General features: G+C 71.7%; 15 protein-coding genes. 4 read left to right on the forward strand and 11 right to left on the reverse strand.

What is annotated here, in order from left to right; genetic code table 11:
- Positions 1-47: 47 nt before the first annotated feature.
- The 4 genes from OHS81_RS10005 to ureA all read right to left on the reverse strand — a co-directional run bounded on the left by OHS81_RS10005 (position 48) and on the right by ureA (position 4,326).
- A complete protein-coding gene (locus tag OHS81_RS10005; RefSeq protein WP_328384394.1) occupies positions 48-680 on the reverse strand; it encodes a TetR/AcrR family transcriptional regulator in 633 nt (210 codons plus the stop codon).
- A gap of 35 nt (positions 681-715) precedes the next feature.
- A complete protein-coding gene (locus tag OHS81_RS10010) occupies positions 716-1,756 on the reverse strand; it encodes an agmatine deiminase family protein (RefSeq protein WP_328384396.1) in 1,041 nt (346 codons plus the stop codon).
- A 174-nt stretch (positions 1,757-1,930) separates the two neighbouring features.
- Positions 1,931-3,625: an urease subunit alpha gene (locus OHS81_RS10015; protein WP_328384397.1), complete on the reverse strand. Its 1,695-nt coding sequence runs from the start codon at positions 3,623-3,625 to the stop codon at positions 1,931-1,933.
- A complete protein-coding gene (ureA, locus tag OHS81_RS10020; protein WP_328384399.1) occupies positions 3,622-4,326 on the reverse strand; it encodes an urease subunit gamma in 705 nt (234 codons plus the stop codon). Before ureA ends, OHS81_RS10015 begins: the two co-directional genes overlap by 4 nt.
- A 288-nt stretch (positions 4,327-4,614) precedes the next feature.
- Between ureA and OHS81_RS10025 the strand changes: the two genes are divergently transcribed.
- Positions 4,615-6,096 carry a cytosine permease gene (locus OHS81_RS10025; protein ID WP_328384401.1) on the forward strand — a complete coding sequence of 494 codons (1,482 nt, stop codon included), beginning with the start codon at positions 4,615-4,617 and terminating at the stop codon, positions 6,094-6,096.
- Between the two features lie 92 nt (positions 6,097-6,188).
- Here the strand turns inward: OHS81_RS10025 and OHS81_RS10030 are convergent, their stop codons facing one another.
- Entirely contained in the window at positions 6,189-7,277 is a 1,089-nt protein-coding gene (locus tag OHS81_RS10030; RefSeq protein ID WP_328384403.1) for a branched-chain amino acid aminotransferase, read from the reverse strand.
- A gap of 368 nt (positions 7,278-7,645) precedes the next feature.
- The gene (locus tag OHS81_RS10035) at positions 7,646-8,686 is read right to left on the reverse strand and encodes a 3-isopropylmalate dehydrogenase (RefSeq protein ID WP_328384405.1); all 1,041 of its coding nucleotides are present in this window, start codon (positions 8,684-8,686) and stop codon (positions 7,646-7,648) included.
- 129 nt (positions 8,687-8,815) lie between these two features.
- Here OHS81_RS10035 and OHS81_RS10040 point away from each other — a divergent pair, with 129 nt between their 5' ends.
- Positions 8,816-10,417 (forward strand): fibronectin type III domain-containing protein, encoded by a 1,602-nt coding sequence (locus OHS81_RS10040; RefSeq protein WP_328384407.1) that lies wholly within the window; start codon positions 8,816-8,818, stop codon positions 10,415-10,417.
- Between the two features lie 165 nt (positions 10,418-10,582).
- Here OHS81_RS10040 and OHS81_RS10045 read toward each other — a convergent pair whose 3' ends face one another.
- On the reverse strand, positions 10,583-10,714 hold the full coding sequence (locus tag OHS81_RS10045) for a hypothetical protein (protein WP_088800221.1): 132 nt from the start codon (positions 10,712-10,714) through the stop codon (positions 10,583-10,585).
- Between the two features lie 353 nt (positions 10,715-11,067).
- Here OHS81_RS10045 and OHS81_RS10050 point away from each other — a divergent pair, with 353 nt between their 5' ends.
- Positions 11,068-11,724 (forward strand): Uma2 family endonuclease, encoded by a 657-nt coding sequence (locus OHS81_RS10050; protein WP_328384409.1) that lies wholly within the window; start codon positions 11,068-11,070, stop codon positions 11,722-11,724.
- 63 nt (positions 11,725-11,787) lie between these two features.
- Here OHS81_RS10050 and pruA read toward each other — a convergent pair whose 3' ends face one another.
- Together pruA and OHS81_RS10060 are read right to left on the reverse strand one after the other, a co-directional pair.
- Positions 11,788-13,419: an L-glutamate gamma-semialdehyde dehydrogenase gene (gene pruA / locus OHS81_RS10055; RefSeq protein WP_328384411.1), complete on the reverse strand. Its 1,632-nt coding sequence runs from the start codon at positions 13,417-13,419 to the stop codon at positions 11,788-11,790.
- Between the two features lie 148 nt (positions 13,420-13,567).
- The gene (locus tag OHS81_RS10060) at positions 13,568-14,494 is read right to left on the reverse strand and encodes a proline dehydrogenase family protein (RefSeq protein WP_328384413.1); all 927 of its coding nucleotides are present in this window, start codon (positions 14,492-14,494) and stop codon (positions 13,568-13,570) included.
- Positions 14,495-14,831: 337 nt separating this feature from the next.
- Between OHS81_RS10060 and OHS81_RS10065 the strand changes: the two genes are divergently transcribed.
- The gene (locus tag OHS81_RS10065) at positions 14,832-16,196 is read left to right on the forward strand and encodes a helix-turn-helix domain-containing protein (protein ID WP_328384415.1); all 1,365 of its coding nucleotides are present in this window, start codon (positions 14,832-14,834) and stop codon (positions 16,194-16,196) included.
- Between the two features lie 45 nt (positions 16,197-16,241).
- On the opposite strand, the gene OHS81_RS10070 is transcribed toward OHS81_RS10065, so the two are convergent.
- Complete coding sequence (locus OHS81_RS10070) at positions 16,242-16,841, reverse strand: TetR/AcrR family transcriptional regulator (protein ID WP_328384417.1); 600 nt, start codon at positions 16,839-16,841, stop codon at positions 16,242-16,244.
- A 123-nt stretch (positions 16,842-16,964) separates the two neighbouring features.
- On the reverse strand, positions 16,965-17,363 hold the full coding sequence (locus OHS81_RS10075) for a PRC-barrel domain-containing protein (protein WP_328384418.1): 399 nt from the start codon (positions 17,361-17,363) through the stop codon (positions 16,965-16,967).
- Positions 17,364-17,446: the final 83 nt, after the last annotated feature.

Below are 17,446 nucleotides of genomic sequence, written 5' to 3' on the forward strand. Positions count from 1 at the left end.
GGGCGTTCGGTCACGCACGCGCATCCGGCGACGCTAGGGGACAAAGATCACGGATTCAAGGGCCGCGCCGTACCGGCTTCCAGCGACTCGTCCAGGAACTCCCGTACGTGGTCCAGGACTTGTTCCCGGTCCGTGCCCGGGAGGCCGACGACGAGCTGGGAGCCGAACCCGTCGAGGAGGGCGCGGGTGCGGGTGGCGAAGCGTTCGGCGTCGACGCGGCGGAATTCGCCCTTCGAGATGCCCTCGACGAGGAGGGCCACCAGGTCGCGGTGCCAGGCGAGTTCGAGGTCGAGCTGGCGTTCGCGGGTCTCGTCGTCGGCGTTCTGGGAGCGGTTCCACACCTCCAGCCACAGCGTCCAGCGCGGGTCGCGGTGCCCCTCGGGGAGGTAGAGGTCGACCAGCGCGTCCAGCCGTTCGCGGGCGGGGACGCGGCGGGAGAGGGCGGCCCGGCGTGCGGCGCCGAGCTGCTCCTCGCTCCACTGCAGGGTCTGCAGCAGCAGCTCGTCCTTCGTGCCGAAGTAGTAGAGGATGTGGCCGCTGCTCATGCCGACCTCGCGGCCCAGACCGGCCATGGTCAGCCGGTCCAGGCCCTCCGCTGCGATGGTCGTCATCGCCGCGGCGAGGACCTGCTCGCGGGGCTGGCTGAGCCGGCGCCGGGGGCGGCGCACGGGACCGGGCACGGGGACCTCCGGGTCGGCGGGACGGGGCCTGCGGGTCAGACCTCCGGCTGCTGCTGGGTGATGCAGTGGATACCGCCACCCGCTGCGAAGATCGTACGGGCGTCGACCAGGGTCACCGTCCGCCCGGGGAAGAGCCGGCGGAAGATCGCGGCCGCCTCCTCGTCGCGCGGGTCGTCGAATCCGCAGAGCACCACACCATCGTTGCAGAGGTAGTGGTTGATGTAGGAGTAGTCGACCAGCTCGCCGTCCTCCTCCAGGACGGTGGGCGCCGGCACCTCGACGACCTCCAGCCGGCGGCCCCTGGCGTCGGTCGAGGAACGCAGCAGCTTGGCGATCTCGTGGCAGATCGCGTGGTCGGGGTGGTCGGGGTCGGGCTGGGTGTGCACGAGGACGACGCCGGGGCGGGCGAAGGCGGCGACGATGTCGACATGCCCGCGGGTGCCGAACCGGCCGTAGTCGGCGGTCAGGCCGCGCGGCAGCCAGATCGCCTTGGTGGTGCCGAGGTGGGCGTGGATCTCGGTCTCGACCTCCTCCTGCGTACGGCCGCGGTTGCGGCCCGGGTCGAGCTGCACGGTCTCGGTGAGCAGGACGGTGCCCTCGCCGTCGACATGGATGCCGCCGCCCTCGTTGACCAGGGGCGTGGCATAGCGGCGGGCGCCGGCCAGCCCGCAGACCTGTTCGGCGATCTTCTGGTCGAGGTCCCAGCGGGCCCAGTCCTGGGCGCCCCAGCCGTTGAACACCCAGTCGGTGGCGGCAAGCCGGCCCGTGCCGTCGGTGAGGAAGGTGGGGCCGATGTCGCGCATCCAGGCGTCGTTCAGCGGGCGCTCGACGAGGTCGATGCCGTCGCCGAGGAGCGCGCGGGCGCCCTCGGACTGCCCCGGTCCCGCGACGACGGTGACCGGCTCGAAGCGGCGCACGGCGCGGGCGACCGCGGCCCAGGCGCGGCGGGCCCCGGCCAGGGTCTCGCCGCCCTCCTCGCCGAAGGTGAAGTTGGGTCCCGGCCAGGCCATCCAGGTGCGCTCGTGACGGGCCCACTCCGGGGGCATGCGGAAGCCGTCGGCGGCAGGGGTGTTCATGCGGGGGTCCTCACGGTTCGCGGTGACGGTCGGCGTCACGGGTGTCGGTGGCGTCACGGGTCTCGGTGGCGGGGCGGCAGGCAGCGGGCGCGGCGGGTGGCAGGCGACGAGCCCGGCAGGCGGCAGGCACGGTGGCCCGCCACGCCGGCCGCGGCGGCGTCACGGGCCGTGCCGTCACAGGAAGTACAGGCGCGAGAGCGAGACGGTGTCGGCCGGCTCCGAGCGCATCGGGTCGCCGTCGAGGGTGACCAGGCCGCTGCGCCCGTCGACCTGCACCTGTCCGATACGGGAGTTGTGGACGAGGTCGCCGGGGCCGATGCCGCGGGTGCCGCGGACGGCGACCCGGCGGCGGCGGGTGGGCAGCCCGTCACCGCCCTGTTCGGCCGCGGCGCGCGCGACGAACGCGACGGAGATCTCGGCGGGGGTCGCCCCGTACGCGCCGAACTGCGGGCCGAGCACCAGGGGTTCGCAGGTGTCGGTGGCGGCGTTGGGGTCGCCGGTGACGCCGTAGGCGGGGAACCCGGACTTCAGCACCAGCTGCGGCTTGGCGCCGAAGTACTGCGGCTTCCACAGCACGATGTCGGCCATCTTGCCTGCCTCGATCGACCCGATCTCGTGCGAAAGGCCGTGCGCGATGGCGGGGTTGAGGGTCAGCTTGGCGACGTAGCGCAGCACCCGGGCGTTGTCGTCGTGCGGGCCGTCGCCCTCCAGCGGGCCGAGTTCGGCCTTCATCTTGCCCGCCATCGCAAAGGTGCGGCGGACGGTCTCGCCCGCGCGGCCCATGCCCTGGGCGTCGGAGGAGGTGATGCCGATCGCCCCGAGGTCGTGCAGCACGTCCTCGGCGCCCATGGTGCCGGCCCGGATGCGGTCGCGGGCCATGGCGGCGTCGCCCGGCAGATCGGTCTTCAGGTCGTGGACCGAGACGATCATGCCGTAGTGCTCGGCGACCGCGTCCCGTCCGAAGGGGAGGGTGGGGTTGGTGGAGGAGCCGATGACGTGGGGGACGCCGGCCATCTTGAGGACGTTGGGGACATGGCCGCCGCCGCAGCCCTCGATGTGGAAGGCGTGGATGGTCCGGCCGTCCAGGACGCGCAGGGTGTCCTCGACGGTGAGGCATTCGTTGAGGCCGTCGCTGTGCAGCGCGACCTGGACGTCGTGCTCCTCGGCGACCCGCAGCGCGGTGTCCAGGGCGCGGGCGTGCGCCCCCATGTCCTCGTGCACCTTGAAGCCGCAGGCGCCGCCCTCGGCGAGCGCTTCGACCAGTGGGGCCTCGCCCGAGGAGGAACCACGGCCCAGGAAGCCGATGTTGACCGGCCAGGCGTCGAAGGCGCTGAAGGCGTGCCCCAGCGCCCAGGGGGAGTTGACGCCGACGCCCCAGACCGGCCCGAATTCCTGCCCGATGATCGTGGTCACGCCGGAGGCCAGCGAGGCTTCCATGACGCGCGGCGAGAGCAGGTGGACATGGGTGTCGACCGCGCCCGCGGTGGCGATCATGCCCTCGCCGGAGACGATCGAGGTGCCGGTGCCGACGACGACATCGACGCCGTCGAGGGTGTCGGGGTTGCCGGCCCGTCCTATGGCGTGGATCCGGCCCGCACGGATGCCGATCGACACCTTGCGGATGCCCTGGACCGCGTCGATGACCAGCACATTGCTGATCACTACATCGCAGGTCTCGCGGACCGCCGCGGCCTTGAGGTGCAGCCCGTCCCTGGCGGTCTTGCCGAAGCCGGCCAGGAACTCGTCACCGGGCTTCTGCGCGTCGGACTCGACCCGTACGACCAGGCCCGAGTCGCCGAGGACGACCCGGTCGCCGGCCCGCGGGCCGTGTACCGACGCGTACTCGTGAGGGTCGATGGTGCCCGTCATGCCTGTTCCTCCGCTCCCAGGTAGCCGCAGGCGGCGGCCCGCCGCAGCGCTTCGGGCTTCGCGCCCGGTGCGTCCAGCGGGCCGTCCACCAGACCGGCGAAGCCGATCGCGATCCGGTCGCCGCCGATCGGGACCAGCCCGACCTCCTCGGTGCCTCCGGGATCGAACCGCACCGACGAGCCGGCCGGGACGCACAGCCGCATGCCGTACGCGGCGCCGCGGTCGAAGTCCAGCCGGGGGTTGGCCTCGAAGAAGTGGAAGTGCGAGGTGACGCTGACGGGCACGGTCGCGGTGTTGCGCACGGTCAGCACGACCGCGGGCGCGGGCTCCGGGGCGGCCGGTCCTGGCAGCACCGCGCCGGGCGCGGGCACCCGGCGGCGCTCCCCGTCCCGTGCCCCGGCGCCGATCGGGTCGCTGACCACCGCGAGCCGGGAGCCGTCGTCGAAGACGGCCTCCACATGCACCTCGGTGACGACGTCGGCCACGCCCGGCAGCACATCGTCGGGGCCGAGCACGCCGCGTGCCGCTTCGATGGCCTGAGCGAGGCGGCGCCCGTCCCGCGCCGCCTCGCAGACTGTGTCCGCGATCAACGCGGTCGCCTCGGGCACATTCAGCTTCAGTCCGCGGGCCCGGCGCGTCCGCGCCAGCTCGGCCGCGCCGAACAGCAGCAGCCGGTCGCGTTCCGTCGGGGTCAACCGCATCCCGCCACTCCTCCCGATCGATTAGAGCAGCACTCTAACCACGAAGCGGCCGGGAGGAAAGCATTGACCGCAGGCACTGGGATGAGCGACATTGAGCGCTGCTCTAAAGAGGCGGCGAGTAGAGCGCCGCACCAAACGATCCCGACAGCGCGAGCACGGCGCGCGGCCCGGCGCCGCTCCGTGCTCCGGGTGCGGCGCGCAGCGCCCACCGCACGGAGCACTTCCCCCGGAGCACCACACGCCCCGCCCTGCTCACCCACTGTTGTCCGGCCTCTCAGGGGAGCCCTCATGCCGATAGAACAACGCGGAGTCGACACCGTCCCGGAGGAGGAACGCACCAGCGGCCCTCGCGACCTGATCTCGATCCTGCTCGGGTCGAACCTCGCCCTCGGCGTGGTGATCTTCGGCTGGCTCCCGGTCTCCTTCGGGCTCGGCTTCTGGCCCTCGGTGACCTCCCTGGCGGCCGGCACCGCCGTCGGCACCCTGCTCACCGCCCCGCTCGCGCTGGTGTCCCTGCGCAGCGCCACCAACCTGTCCACCAGCAGCGGCGCCCACTTCGGCGTGCGCGGCCGGCTGATCGGCTCGGTCATCGGCCTGCTGCTGTCGCTGGGCTACACCGCGCTGACGCTGTGGGTCGGCGGGGACGCGGTCGTCGGCGCACTCCACCGCCTGACCGGGCTGCCGTCGAGCGGGGTGACGTACGCGCTGGTCTACGCCCTGCTGGCGGGCGCCACCGCGGTCGGCGCGGTCTACGGCTACCGGGTGCTGCTACGGCTGAGCAAGGTGCTCGCCATCGGTCTGACCGTGCTGCTGGCCGTCGGCATCGTCGCGTACGCGGGCACCTTCACCACCGCCGCGCCGCACGGCAGCGGCTATCTGCTCGGCGGCTTCTGGCAGACCTGGCTGCTGGCAGCCGTCTCCGCGGGGCTCAGCGGCCCGATCGCGTTCATCACCCTGCTCGGCGACTACAGCCGCTACATCTCCCCGCACCGGCACAGCGCCACGAAGGTCTTCGGCGCCACCTGTCTGGGCCTGCTGGCCGGCCTCCTGGTGCCGCAGCTCTTCGGTACGTTCACCGCGCTCGCCGTCGGCGCGGGTGAGGACTACGCGGGCCCGCTGGTGGCCGGGGCACCGCTGTGGTACCTGGCGCCGCTGCTGCTCAATGCCTCGGCCGGCTCTGTCGGCAACGCCGGTCTGATGCTCTACAGCATGGGCCTCGACCTGGACGCGATCCTGCCGCGCGCCACCCGCACCCAGGCCACCTATGTGGTCGCGGGCCTCTCGACCGCGCTGGTCTACGCCGGTCACTTCCTGTGGGCCGCGCAGGACGCGATGACCTCCTTCGTCCTGCTGATGACGGCCGTCGGCACGCCCTGGGCGGTGATCACCGTGATCGGCTTCGTCCGCTGCCGCGGCGCGTACGACCCGGAGTCCCTGCAGGTCTACAACCGCGGTACCCGGGGCGGCGTGTACTGGTACCGGGCGGGCTGGCACGTCCGGGCCGCCGCCGCCTGGGCGCTGGGCTCGGCGGTCGGCCTGATGGGCGTGGACACGCCCTTCTTCCGGGGGCCGCTGCTCCCCCTGACCGGTGGCATCGACCTCAGCTTCCTGCTCGCGGCGGCCGTGGGCGGCCTCGCCTACCTGGCCCTCACCGCCCGGGAACCGCGCCCGGCCGCGGCACCGCACGCCGCACCTCCCGCTCCCCCGGTCTCCGCCGCGGCGAAGGCTTCCGCGGTGGCCACGGCGGAGGCTCCCGCGGAGGCCGGCTGAACCGGCCGGGACACGGCCGAGGCCGCCCCTGACCTCGTGTCGGGGCGGCCTCAGTCGTATCGGGACCTCGCGCCCTGTCCCGGAATCCCCGATCAGCCCAGCGGGTGCATCCAGCCGTGCTGGTCCTCGGCTATGCCGCGCTGGATGTCGAGGAGCGCGTCCCGCAGCTTCAGCGTGACCTTGCCGGGCTCGCCGCCGGACTGGACCCACTCGCCGCCCGCGCTCTTGACCGTGCCGACGGGGGTGATCACGGCGGCCGTACCGCAGGCGAAGACCTCGGTGAGAGTGCCGTTCTCCGTGTCGGTCCGCCACTGGTCGATGGAGACCCGGGCCTCCTCCGACTCGTAGCCCAGGTCGCGGGCGACGGACAGCAGGGAGTCACGGGTGACACCGGCCAGGAGGGAGCCGGTCAGCGTGGGCGTGACGATCTTGTCGCCGTACACGAAGTACAGGTTCATGCCGCCCAGCTCCTCGACCCACTTGTGCTCCACGGCGTCGAGGTAGGCGACCTGGTCGCAGCCGTGCGCGGCGGCCTCGGCCTGCGCGAGCAGCGACGCGGCGTAGTTGCCGCCGGTCTTGGCGTCGCCCATGCCGCCGGGGACGGCGCGCACCCGGTCCTCGGACAGCCAGATGGAGACGGGCTTGACGCCACCGGCGAAGTACGCGCCGGCGGGCGAGGCGATGACCACGAAAAGGTACTCGTTGGCGGGCTTCACACCCAGCCCGACCTCGGTCGCGATCATGAAGGGGCGCAGGTAGAGCGACTCCTCGCCGCCGTGCGCCGGCACCCAGTCCTTGTCCTGCTGGACGAGCAGGTCGCAGGCCTCGATGAAGGTTTCGACGGGCAGCTCCGGCATGGCCAGCCGGCGCGCGGAGGCCTGGAAGCGGCGGGCGTTGGCGTCGGGGCGGAACGTGGCGACGGAGCCGTCGGGCTGCCGGTAGGCCTTCAGGCCCTCGAAGATCTCCTGCGCGTAGTGCAGGACATTGGTCGCCGGGTCGAGGGAGAGCGGCCCGTACGGCACCAGCTGTCCGTCGTGCCAGCCGCGGCCCTCCGTCCACTTGATCGTCACCATGTGGTCGGTGAAGTGGCGGCCGAAGCCGGGGGCGGCCAGGATCTGCGCCCGCTCCGCGTCGGAGAGCGGATGCGAGGAGGGCTTGAGCTCGATGGTGGGCGTCGTCATGAATGCGTGTCCTTCACTGCGTGTTCCGATACCTGGGCTACCTCCCAGCGTTCACTGGGGGAGCGTCACCGGCCCAGCCCTCCGGCCGGGGGTCGGGGGCGGCCCCCACCATGCGGCACCGGTGCGGTGTGTGGCGACCACGCTCGGATCGTGAACGTACCGGCCGTTACCGGGACGTCCGGGTTTCCTCGCGGGCGGCGATACCACGTCCGATTATCGCCCGTGGGTCTGTGCCGCCGGAACCGAGGGCGCGTTCCGGCTCCGATGGTCGCATCCACCGGGCGGTAAGACCGGAGCGGACCAACACGGACAGCGCCGGGCCTGGTGCGGCCCGGCGCTGTCGGTGGTGCGGGTGTGCGCTGCGGGCCTCAGCCGGCTACGCGGACGGCGAGCGCGTCGCCGATCTCGTCCGTGCTGCGCGGCGAGCCGTCCCTGGCCTCCAGGTCGGCCGCCACGGCCTCCTCGATACGGGCGGCCTGCGGCGCGAAACCGAGGTGGCGCAGGAGCAGGGCCACGGAGAGGACCGTCGCCGTGGGGTCGGCCTTGCCGGTGCCCGCGATGTCCGGTGCGGAGCCGTGGACCGGCTCGAACATCGAGGGGAAGTCGCCGGTCGGGTTGATGTTCCCGGAGGCGGCCAGGCCGATACCGCCGGTGACGGCAGCGGCGAGGTCGGTGAGGATGTCGCCGAAGAGGTTGTCGGTGACGATCACGTCGAACCGCTCGGGCTGGGTGACGAAGAAGATCGTCGCGGCGTCGACGTGCAGGTAGTCGGTGGTGACCTCGGGGTACTCCTGGCCGACCTTGTCGAAGATGTTCTTCCACATGTGGCCCGCGTACACCAGGACATTGTTCTTGTGCACCAGCGTCAGCTTCTTGCGCGGGCGGGCGTTGGCCCGCTCGTACGCGTCGCGGACCACGCGCTCCACGCCGTAGGCGGTGTTGAGGCTGACCTCGGTGGCGACCTCGGCGGGGGTGCCGGTGCGCAGCGAGCCGCCGTTGCCGGTGTACGGGCCCTCGGTGCCCTCGCGGACGACCACGAAGTCGATGTCGGGGCGGCCGGCGAGCGGCGTGGCGGTGTTCGGGAAGAGCTTCGACGGGCGCAGGTTGACGAAGTGGTCGAAGGCGAAGCGGAGCTTGAGCAGCAGCCCGCGCTCCAGCACCCCGGAGGGTACGGACGGGTCGCCGATCGCGCCGAGCAGGATCGCGTCGTGCTGCTTCAGCGACTCCAGCTCCGCGTCGGGAAGGGTCTCACCGGTCGCATGCCATCGCCGGGCACCGAGGTCGTACTCCTGGGTTTCCAGCTTGACGTCCTGCGGGAGGACCGCGGTCAGGACCTTCAGGCCCTGGGCCACGACTTCCTGGCCGATACCGTCACCGGGGATCACTGCGAGGCGAATGCTGCGAGACATGGGGGGACCCTACTCTCCGTCCCATTGATTGACACGTAACGTCCGCCATACGGACACGTGGGCCGCCGGTCAGCCGCCGTTCACCCGCTGTCCCCGTCGCGGTCGGGTCGCCCTGCGACATTCGGCGGCATGACTGGAAACACCCGGGGGACCCACCCGCCCTCGCACACCCCGCGCGTCGGCATACCGGAGCAGCTCGCGGCCCGGATGAGCATGCCGGAGCAGCACGACTACCTCCGTACGAAGCTGAGCCGCCGCGGTCTGCTGCGCACCTCGGCCGCGACCGCGGGAGTGGTGGCGGGCTCCGGCCTGCTGGCCGGTTCGGCCCAGGCCTCCCCCACCCTGCTGGCCTCGCCCTCCGCCGCCCGCGTCGACGGTGCGCTGGTCGCCCCGTTCGGCCGCCACCTGGCCTTCGGCGCCGACCCCAAGAGCCAGATGCGGGTGAGCTGGCAGGTGCCGCTCGCCGTGCGGCGGCCGTATCTGCGGGTGGGGCTCACGCCCTGGGACCTGGGGCGCAAGATCGACGCCGAGGTGCGCGATCTGCACACCCCGTCGCTGTCCGCCAAGCTGCCTGCCGTGCAGCAGTACTACCTGCACGCCGCCCTGGACGGGCTGCGCCCGGGAACGACGTACTACTACGGCGTCGGTCACGACGGCTTCGACCCGGCCGACCCCCGTCACTTCTCCACCATCGGCACCTTCCGCACCGCCCCGGCCCGCCCCGGGACGTTCGTCTTCACGGCCTTCGGCGACCAGGGCGTGAGCTACCACGCCCTCGCCAACGACCAGTTGATCCTGGGTCAGAACCCCTCGTTCCACCTGCACGCGGGCGACATCTGCTACGCGGACACCGACGGCGACGGCTCGGAGCACGACGCCTACGACGCCCGGGTCTGGGACCAGTTCCTCGCGCAGACCGAGTCGGTGGCCCAGTCCGTGCCGTGGATGGTGACCACCGGCAACCACGACATGGAGGCCTGGTACTCCCCCCACGGCTACGGCGGCCAGAACGCCCGCTGGACGCTTCCGGGGAACGGCCCGGACGCCAAGAACGCCCCCGGCGTCTACTCCTTCACCTACGGCAACACCGCGGTCGTCGCCCTGGACGCCAACGACGTCTCGTACGAGATCCCCGCCAACCAGGGCTACACCGACGGCCGGCAGACCCGCTGGCTGGACCGCAGGCTGGCGGAACTGCGCGCGGCCGACGGCATCGACTTCATCGTGGTCTTCTTCCACCACTGCGCCTTCTCCACCACCAACTCGCACGCCTCCGACGGCGGGGTGCGCGACGCCTGGCTGCCGCTGTTCGAGAAGCACCAGGTGGACCTGGTCATCAACGGGCACAACCACGTCTACGAGCGGACCGATGCGCTCAAGAGCGGCCGGGTCAGCAAGAAGATGCCGATCGGTGAGAGCGTCGACACCACGCGCGAGGGCATCGTGTACGTGACCGCGGGCGGCGCGGGCCGGGCGCTGTACGACTTCCCCGCGCCCGACAGCTACGAGGGCCATGTGAAGGACGTCGACCACATCGACACCTACCACTGGGCCAAGGGCCAGAAGAAGAACAAGGACACCGTGGAGTGGTCCCGGGTCCGCTACACCGGCTACTCCTTCATCGCCGTGGAGGTCTCGCCCGGCCACCGCCCGCGGATGAAGGTCACCGCCCTCGCCGAGTCCGGCGAGCGCATCGACCACTTCGAGGTGACCCGCTCCCCCGCGCAGTGAGCAGCGATCGCCTGTAGGGGCGCCCTCGTGCGGGCGCCCCTACAGGCGCAGATCGTTCAGGAGAGAAAGAGCCACCGGGCCACCGACAGCCGGATCCGCCAGCAGCAGCGGCAGGGCACCGACGCCGGCCTCGACAGCACCGACCCGGGTCGCGCGCGCATCATCTCAGTGCCCGGTGGAGCCGCCGTTGTCACGGCGGTCGAGGGCGCGCTGGAGAGCGGCCGCGGCGTTCCTGCGGTCGGCGTCGCTGGTCGTACGGGCGGAGTGACGGGTCCTGCGGACGGCAGTCTCAGCCATGATTCACGTCTCCTATGCCAGAGCCCCGAGAACAAATGGGATGCGTAGATCCAGAAGCGGCCGGAAGAGGCGGGGGCCTCGGCACGACAGGGGTCACCTGCGCTTGCGCACCGGGCCGCATCCGCATCCGCTCGATCGAGCGTTACGTTCGGCTTCCTACAACGCTAGGACAGCTCGGCCGTGATGTCTGCACAATTACTTGGGCTTCCTACTATCTGAGACGGCGGGCGCGTGCTCGAACGAGTGATCCGGGAACATTCGCTGGTCATGGCCGTCCCGGCGCTCCCTAGCGTGGCGGTGTCGCTTGTGCCACGAGGCCAAGCCCGCCCACACTGAGGAGGAGGTGCTACACCATGACCGCGCTCGCACAGGAGGCGCCCGTGACGATGCCGGAGATCACGACACCGGAGGACACGACCCACGGACCGGATCTGGACGAGGTCCTGTGGCAGGCATGGAAAGCCATGGAACTCCCCGAGGGCCTTCGCGCCGAGATCATCGAGGGGTTCATCGAGGTGTCGCCCACCGGACGTTTTGCACAGGGCCAGATCGCCAACCGGCTTCGCCGCGCCCTTGACAAGCACCTGGACGAGGGTGAATGGGCCGCGTACCAAGACATCAACGTCGTCCACGATCGTAAAGTCTGGATCCCTGACTGCTTCATCGCGCCCGAAGACCCCGAAGAGCACATCACCGACGACGGCATCGGCATCAAGGCGTCCGCCGTCCAACTGATCGTCGAGGTGGTCTCCCCGGGCCACGACGGCATCGAGCGTGACCGGGAACGCAAGCGCCGCGCCTACTCCCGTGCAGGCATCCCCGTCTACGTCCTCATCGACGACCACGACGGTCATGGCACGGTCACCGTGCTCTCCGCACCCAGCCCCGACGAGGCGGTCTACACGGACGCCCACTGCGTGGCGTACGGCACCGAAGTCACCATTCCCGAAGGCCCCGCCAAGGGCTTCGTCATCGGCGACGCGATCACCGGCCCCCCGCGCCACGCCTGAGACAACGCCGACGGCCCGGCGCCCCCGGGGAGAGGGGAGCCGGGCCGTCGGCACACGCGGGCGTCAGCCCATGTGCGGGTAGCGGTAGTCCGTCGGCGGGACCAGGGTCTCCTTGATGGAGCGGGTGGAGGTCCAGCGCATCAGGTTCTGCTTGGCGCCGGCCTTGTCGTTGGTGCCGGACGCGCGGCCGCCGCCGAAGGGCTGCTGGCCGACGACGGCGCCGGTCGGCTTGTCGTTGATGTAGAAGTTGCCGGCCGCGAAGCGCAGCAGCTCGCAGGTGCGGGCGGCCTCGGCGCGGTCCTGGGCGATGACGCAACCGGTCAGGCCGTACGCCGAGGCGGACTCCATCTGGGTGAGCATCGCGTCGTAGTCGGCGTCGTCGTAGACGTAGACGCCGAGGATCGGGCCGAAGTACTCGTCCTTGAAGATCTCGTTCTCCGGGTCCGTGGAGGCCAGGACCGTCGGGCGGACGAAGTAGCCCTCGCTGTCGTCGTAGGTACCGCCGGCCACGACCTCGATGGTCGGGTCGGCCTTGGCACGGTCGATCGCCGCCTTGTTCTTGGCGAACGAGCGCTCGTCGATGACGGCGGACATGAAGTTCGACAGGTCCGCGACGTCGCCCATGGACAGGGCGTCGACCTCGGCCGCGAACTCTTCCTTGAGGCCGTTGTTCCACAGCGACGCCGGGACGTAGGCGCGGGAGGCCGCGGAGCACTTCTGGCCCTGGAACTCGAAGGCGCCACGGGTCATGGCGGTCTTCAGCACGGCGCGGTCGGCCGAGGGGTGGGCGACGATGAAGTCCTTGCCGCCGGTCTCGCCGACGAGCCGCGGATAGGTCTTGTAGTTCTCGATGTTGTTGCCGACCGTCTTCCACAGGTACTGGAAGGTCTTGGTCGAACCGGTGAAGTGGATGCCCGCCAGCTCGGGGTGGGTCAGCGCCACCTCGGAGACGTCCTTGCCGTCGCCGGTGACCAGGTTGATGACGCCCTTGGGCAGCCCGGCCTCCTCCAGCAGCTGCATCAGCAGCACGGCGGCGTAGGTCTGCGTCGGGGACGGCTTCCAGACCACGACGTTGCCCATGAGGGCGGGCGCGGTCGGAAGGTTGCCGGCGATCGCGGTGAAGTTGAACGGCGTGATCGCGTAGACGAAGCCTTCGAGGGGGCGGTGGTCCGAACGGTTCCAGACGCCCGGGGAGTTCGCCGGGGGCTGCTCGGCGAGGATCTGGCGCGCGAAGTGCACATTGAAGCGCCAGAAGTCGATGAGCTCACAGGGGGTGTCGATCTCGGCCTGCTGGGCGGTCTTGGACTGGCCGAGCATGGTGGCGGCGGCCATCGTCTCGCGCCAGGGGCCGGAGAGCAGGTCGGCGGCCTTGAGGATGATCGCGGCGCGGTCGTCGAAGGACAGCGCGCGCCAGGCCGGGGCGGCGGCCAGCGCGGCATCGACCGCGTCCTGGCCGTCCTTGACGGTGGCGTTGGCGTACGTACCGAGCCGGGACGCGTGGTGGTGCGGCTGTACGACGTCGAAACGCTCGCCGCCGCCCATCCGGCGCACGCCGCCGATGGTCATCGGCAGCTCGATCGGGTTGTCGGCCAGCTCCTTGAGCTTGGCCTCCAGACGGGAACGCTCCGGGCTGCCGGGGGCGTAGGTGTGGACCGGCTCGTTCACCGGCACGGGGACCTGGGTCACAGCGTCCATAGCGGCCGTGTCTCCTTCGATTTCGCTCGTCGGTTGTCGTACGTCGGTGGTGCGGCCGCGGCCGCTTCGGGTGGGCGGCTGCGGGCGGCGCCGTCCGGGAGGCACCCCGGGCTTCCAGCATCCACCCGCGCCCGCCCTCGCGGGGCGATCAGCCGCGGGTCGCCAGCGACCTCAGGAAGAAGCCGAGGTTCGCGGGGCGCTCGGCGAGCCGGCGCATGAAGTATCCGTACCAGTCGGTGCCATAGGGGATGTACACCCGCATACGGTGCCCGTCGGCGACCAGTCGCTGCTGCTCGCCCTCGCGGATGCCGTACAGCATCTGGAATTCGTAGTCGGCCGGCTTGCGCCCGTTGCGGCGGGCCAGCTCCTGGCCGATGGCCACCATCCGCGGGTCGTGCGACCCGATCATGGGGTAGCCCTCCCCGGCCATCAGGATCTTCAGGCAGCGCACATACGCCTTGTCGACCTCCCGCTTGTCCTGGAAGGCGACGGTCGCGGGCTCTTTGTACGCGCCCTTGACCAGCCGTACCCGGGAGCCTTCCCCGGCGAGCGCGTGGCAGTCGTCCTCGGTGCGGAAGAGGTAGGACTGCAGCACCGCGCCCGTCTGGGGAAAGCGCTCCCGCAGGTCGGCGAGGATCGCGAGGGTGGAGTCGACGGTGGTGTGGTCCTCCATGTCGAGGGTCACGGTCGTACCGGCCTCGGCGGCGGCCTCGACCACCGGAGTGACGTTCTTCAGCGCCAGCTCGTGGCCGCCGGCCAGTGCCTGCCCGAAAGCGGACAGCTTGACCGACATCTCGGCCTTGACGCCGAGTCCCTGCTCCTTGAGGGCCGCGGCCAGGTGCAGGTAGGCATCGCGATTGCGCAGCGCCTCGGCCGGGTCGGTGATGTCCTCGCCCAGGTGGTCGAGGGTGACCTCCAGGCCACGCGCGGCCAGCGACCGCACGGCCGCCATGGACTCGTCCAGGCGCTCGCCGGCGACGAACCGGTCCACCACGGGGCGGGTGACCGGGGCGGCCGCAACGATGCGGCGGATGCTGTTGCTGCGCGCTGCGGCGAGGAGCACGGGACCCAGCATGGGCACCTCCACGATTCAGGGTGACAAGTACCGGCGGACGCCGGACGGGACGAACGCGTCGGCAAGATTGAGCCACCTGAAACTTAAGGATCCCGCCACTTCCCGGCCATCGACAGCTGTCACGCCTTCGTGGTCGGGATCTCAGACAGATGTATGAGAATGGAGGAGTGACGACCGGGTCAGTGGTGCCGGTGGTGTGAGGGGTGTCCGAGGTACTGGTGATGCCGGTGATGTGGTGGCGGGAGACCGGTGGGGTGACGGCCGGCGACCGGTGGTGTGACGGCAAGCGGCCGGTAGCGACCGGTGGTGTGATGACAGGAGAGGAGCCGGGCGGCAGATGCGGGGCGACTACCAGCAGCTCGTGGACGAGATCTCGGCGGCGCTCGGCGCCCCGGCGACCCTGGAGGACCGGGATTTCGGACTGATTGCGTTCGGCGCGCACGAGGGCGACGACGACGAGGTCATGGACCCCGTGCGGACCCGCTCGATCCTGCAGCGCCGCTCGTCGGCGGCGGTACGGGCCTGGTTCGAGGCGTTCGGGATCGCCCGTGCCCGGACGGCGCTGCGCATCCCGCCGGACCCGGCGGCCGGGGTCTTCAAGGGCCGGATCTGTCTGCCCGTACGCCATCGGGGCATCGTGCACGGCTATGTCTGGCTGCTGGACGACGGGCATCTGACCGATCTCGAACTGGGCAGCCGTGGCGCGCCGCCCGACCCGCGGATCGCCCAGGCGATGGAGACCGCCGCCCGGATCGGCGCGCTGCTGGCCGACGAGGCCCGCGCCGGGTCCGAACTCGGCGATCTGCTGCGGGAGTTGCTGGCCGCACCGCCTGCCGGACGGGCGGCCGCGGCGGCCGCGCTGAGCGATGCGCTGCGGGACAGCCTGCGCTCCACTCCGGGCATCCCGCTCACCCTGGTCGCGGTGCTGCCCTGGGACACCTCGGACACCGATGTGGCACCGCTGCCCAGCCTGCCGGGCCTGCTGGCGGCGTGTGCGCTGCCCGCGGGCGGGCCGGCCCTCCCGGCCGGACGTGCGGACGAGACGGACGCCGCCGCTCAACCCGCGGGCGGGCCCACCGGCCGCGCCGGGGCGGGCGCCCGTCCGCAGCCCGCGGCCGCCGCGCCCGCCCTGGCCGCGCTGGTACGTCTGCGCTCGGCCGGCGCGCTCGCCCCGGCCCGTGCGGTGGCCGAGCATCTGCTGCGCTCCCCGCGCGCGGGCGCCGTACCCGCCGAGGGGCGGGCGGCCCGCGGCGGCGCGCGCAACGGCGGCCCCGCCGGGCACCCCCCGCCCCGGCCGGGTGCCGCCGGAATCGGCGCCGGGACACAGGAGTTGACCGACCTCCCGGCCACCTGGCGGGAAGCGTTGGACGCGGCCCGCGCCGCCCGCGCCGAGCCCCGGCTGGGCCCGGTCACCCAGTGGGACGCCCTCGGCCCGTACCGCATGCTGACCGCGCTGCCGGACACCGCACCCGACCCGGCCATCGGCCCGCTGCTGGCCCCCGCGCACGCCGAACTCGCGCGCACCGCCGAGGTGTTCCTGGACTGCGCGGGCCAGGCGAGCCGCACCGCGCAGGCCCTGGGCATCCACCGCCAGACGCTCTACTACCGCCTGGGCCGGGTGGAGAAGCTGACCGGCCTCGACCTGGACGACGGCGAGCACCGGCTGCTGCTGCACATGGCACTGAAAGCCGCACGGCTGTGAGGCGTACGGGCCGGGCGGAGGCGACGGCTCCCGCCGCCGCGTGCGTCACTTCCCCTTCAGCACCTCGCCCGCGGTGACCCGGCGCAGGGCGGTCGCCAGGTCCCGGCCAGAAGGCATGGCGTCCGGGGTGAGCAGCGACTGGACCATCAGGCCGGTGAGCAGGGCCTGGTAGAAGGAGCCGACGATGCGTGCCGTCTCCGGGTCGACCTCGGCGTCCGGCACCCCCTCGAAGACCGCGACAAGCCCCTCGCCGCCTTCCGGAAGCACCTCGCCGATCGCCTCGCGCAGTGCCGCGTCGCGCGGCAGCAGCCCCAGCACCTCGACCTGTGCGGCGATGAACTCCCGTTCCGTGGCGATCCGTTGCAGGACCGCGTCCCAGACCGCGGCAAACCGCTCCAGCGGATCCGCGTCCCCCTTCTCCGTCCCCTCGCCGACGGCCGGCGCCTGGGTCACGCCGGCGCCCCATTCCTCGCCGGACGCGATGATCGCCTGGCGCATCAGGGCGTCCTTGGAACCGTAGTGGTATCCGATGGAGGCGAGGTTGGCACCGGATGCGGCCACGATGTCGCGGGCGGTGGTGCGCGCATACCCCTTCTCCAGCAGGCAGCGTTTGGCGCCCTCCAGAAGGTCTTCACGGTGTCCCATGGGAGCAGCCTATCGCCGCACATACGCTCGTACCAGACGACCGTATTAAACGCGCGTATACCTTCCGGATGCGGGGTCCCGCGGGCAGCGCTCTCGCGGCCGCCGGTTCCCCACACCCTGCGGCTAGTCGTCCGGATCCGGCGCCTCCCCGGAGCCGGGCATCCCGCCGGGGCCCGCCGTGTCGCCGGGGCCCGCCGTGCCCGGCCGGGCCATCCCGTAGTGGCGGTAGAGCTGGTCCTCTTCCGAGGGGTCGAGATGGCCGTCGGCGTCGATCCGCGGCGCGGCCTTGACGGTCTCCTTGGCGTGCGGAACATGCAGATCGTCGCCGGTCCGACGGACCCCGGCGAGCGGGATGAACGTCTCCTTCATCCCGAACAGCCCGGTGCGCACCGTGATCCACTCGGGGTCGTTGGTGGCGTCGTCCCGGTAGACCTGCTGGACCTTGCCCATCTTCGCCCCGTCCGCATCGACGACATGCAGCCCGGTCAGGCTCCCGGGGGCGTCGTCCAGGGGTGCCTTCATGGCGTTCCCTCCTTCCGCACGCACCGGCGGGGGCACGCACACTTCCCATTGCGCGACGCCGCCCTCGCGGACGCAACCGGGCC

Origin of the sequence: Streptomyces sp. NBC_00400 (assembly GCF_036048035.1) — a bacterium.
GTDB lineage: Bacteria > Actinomycetota > Actinomycetes > Streptomycetales > Streptomycetaceae > Streptomyces.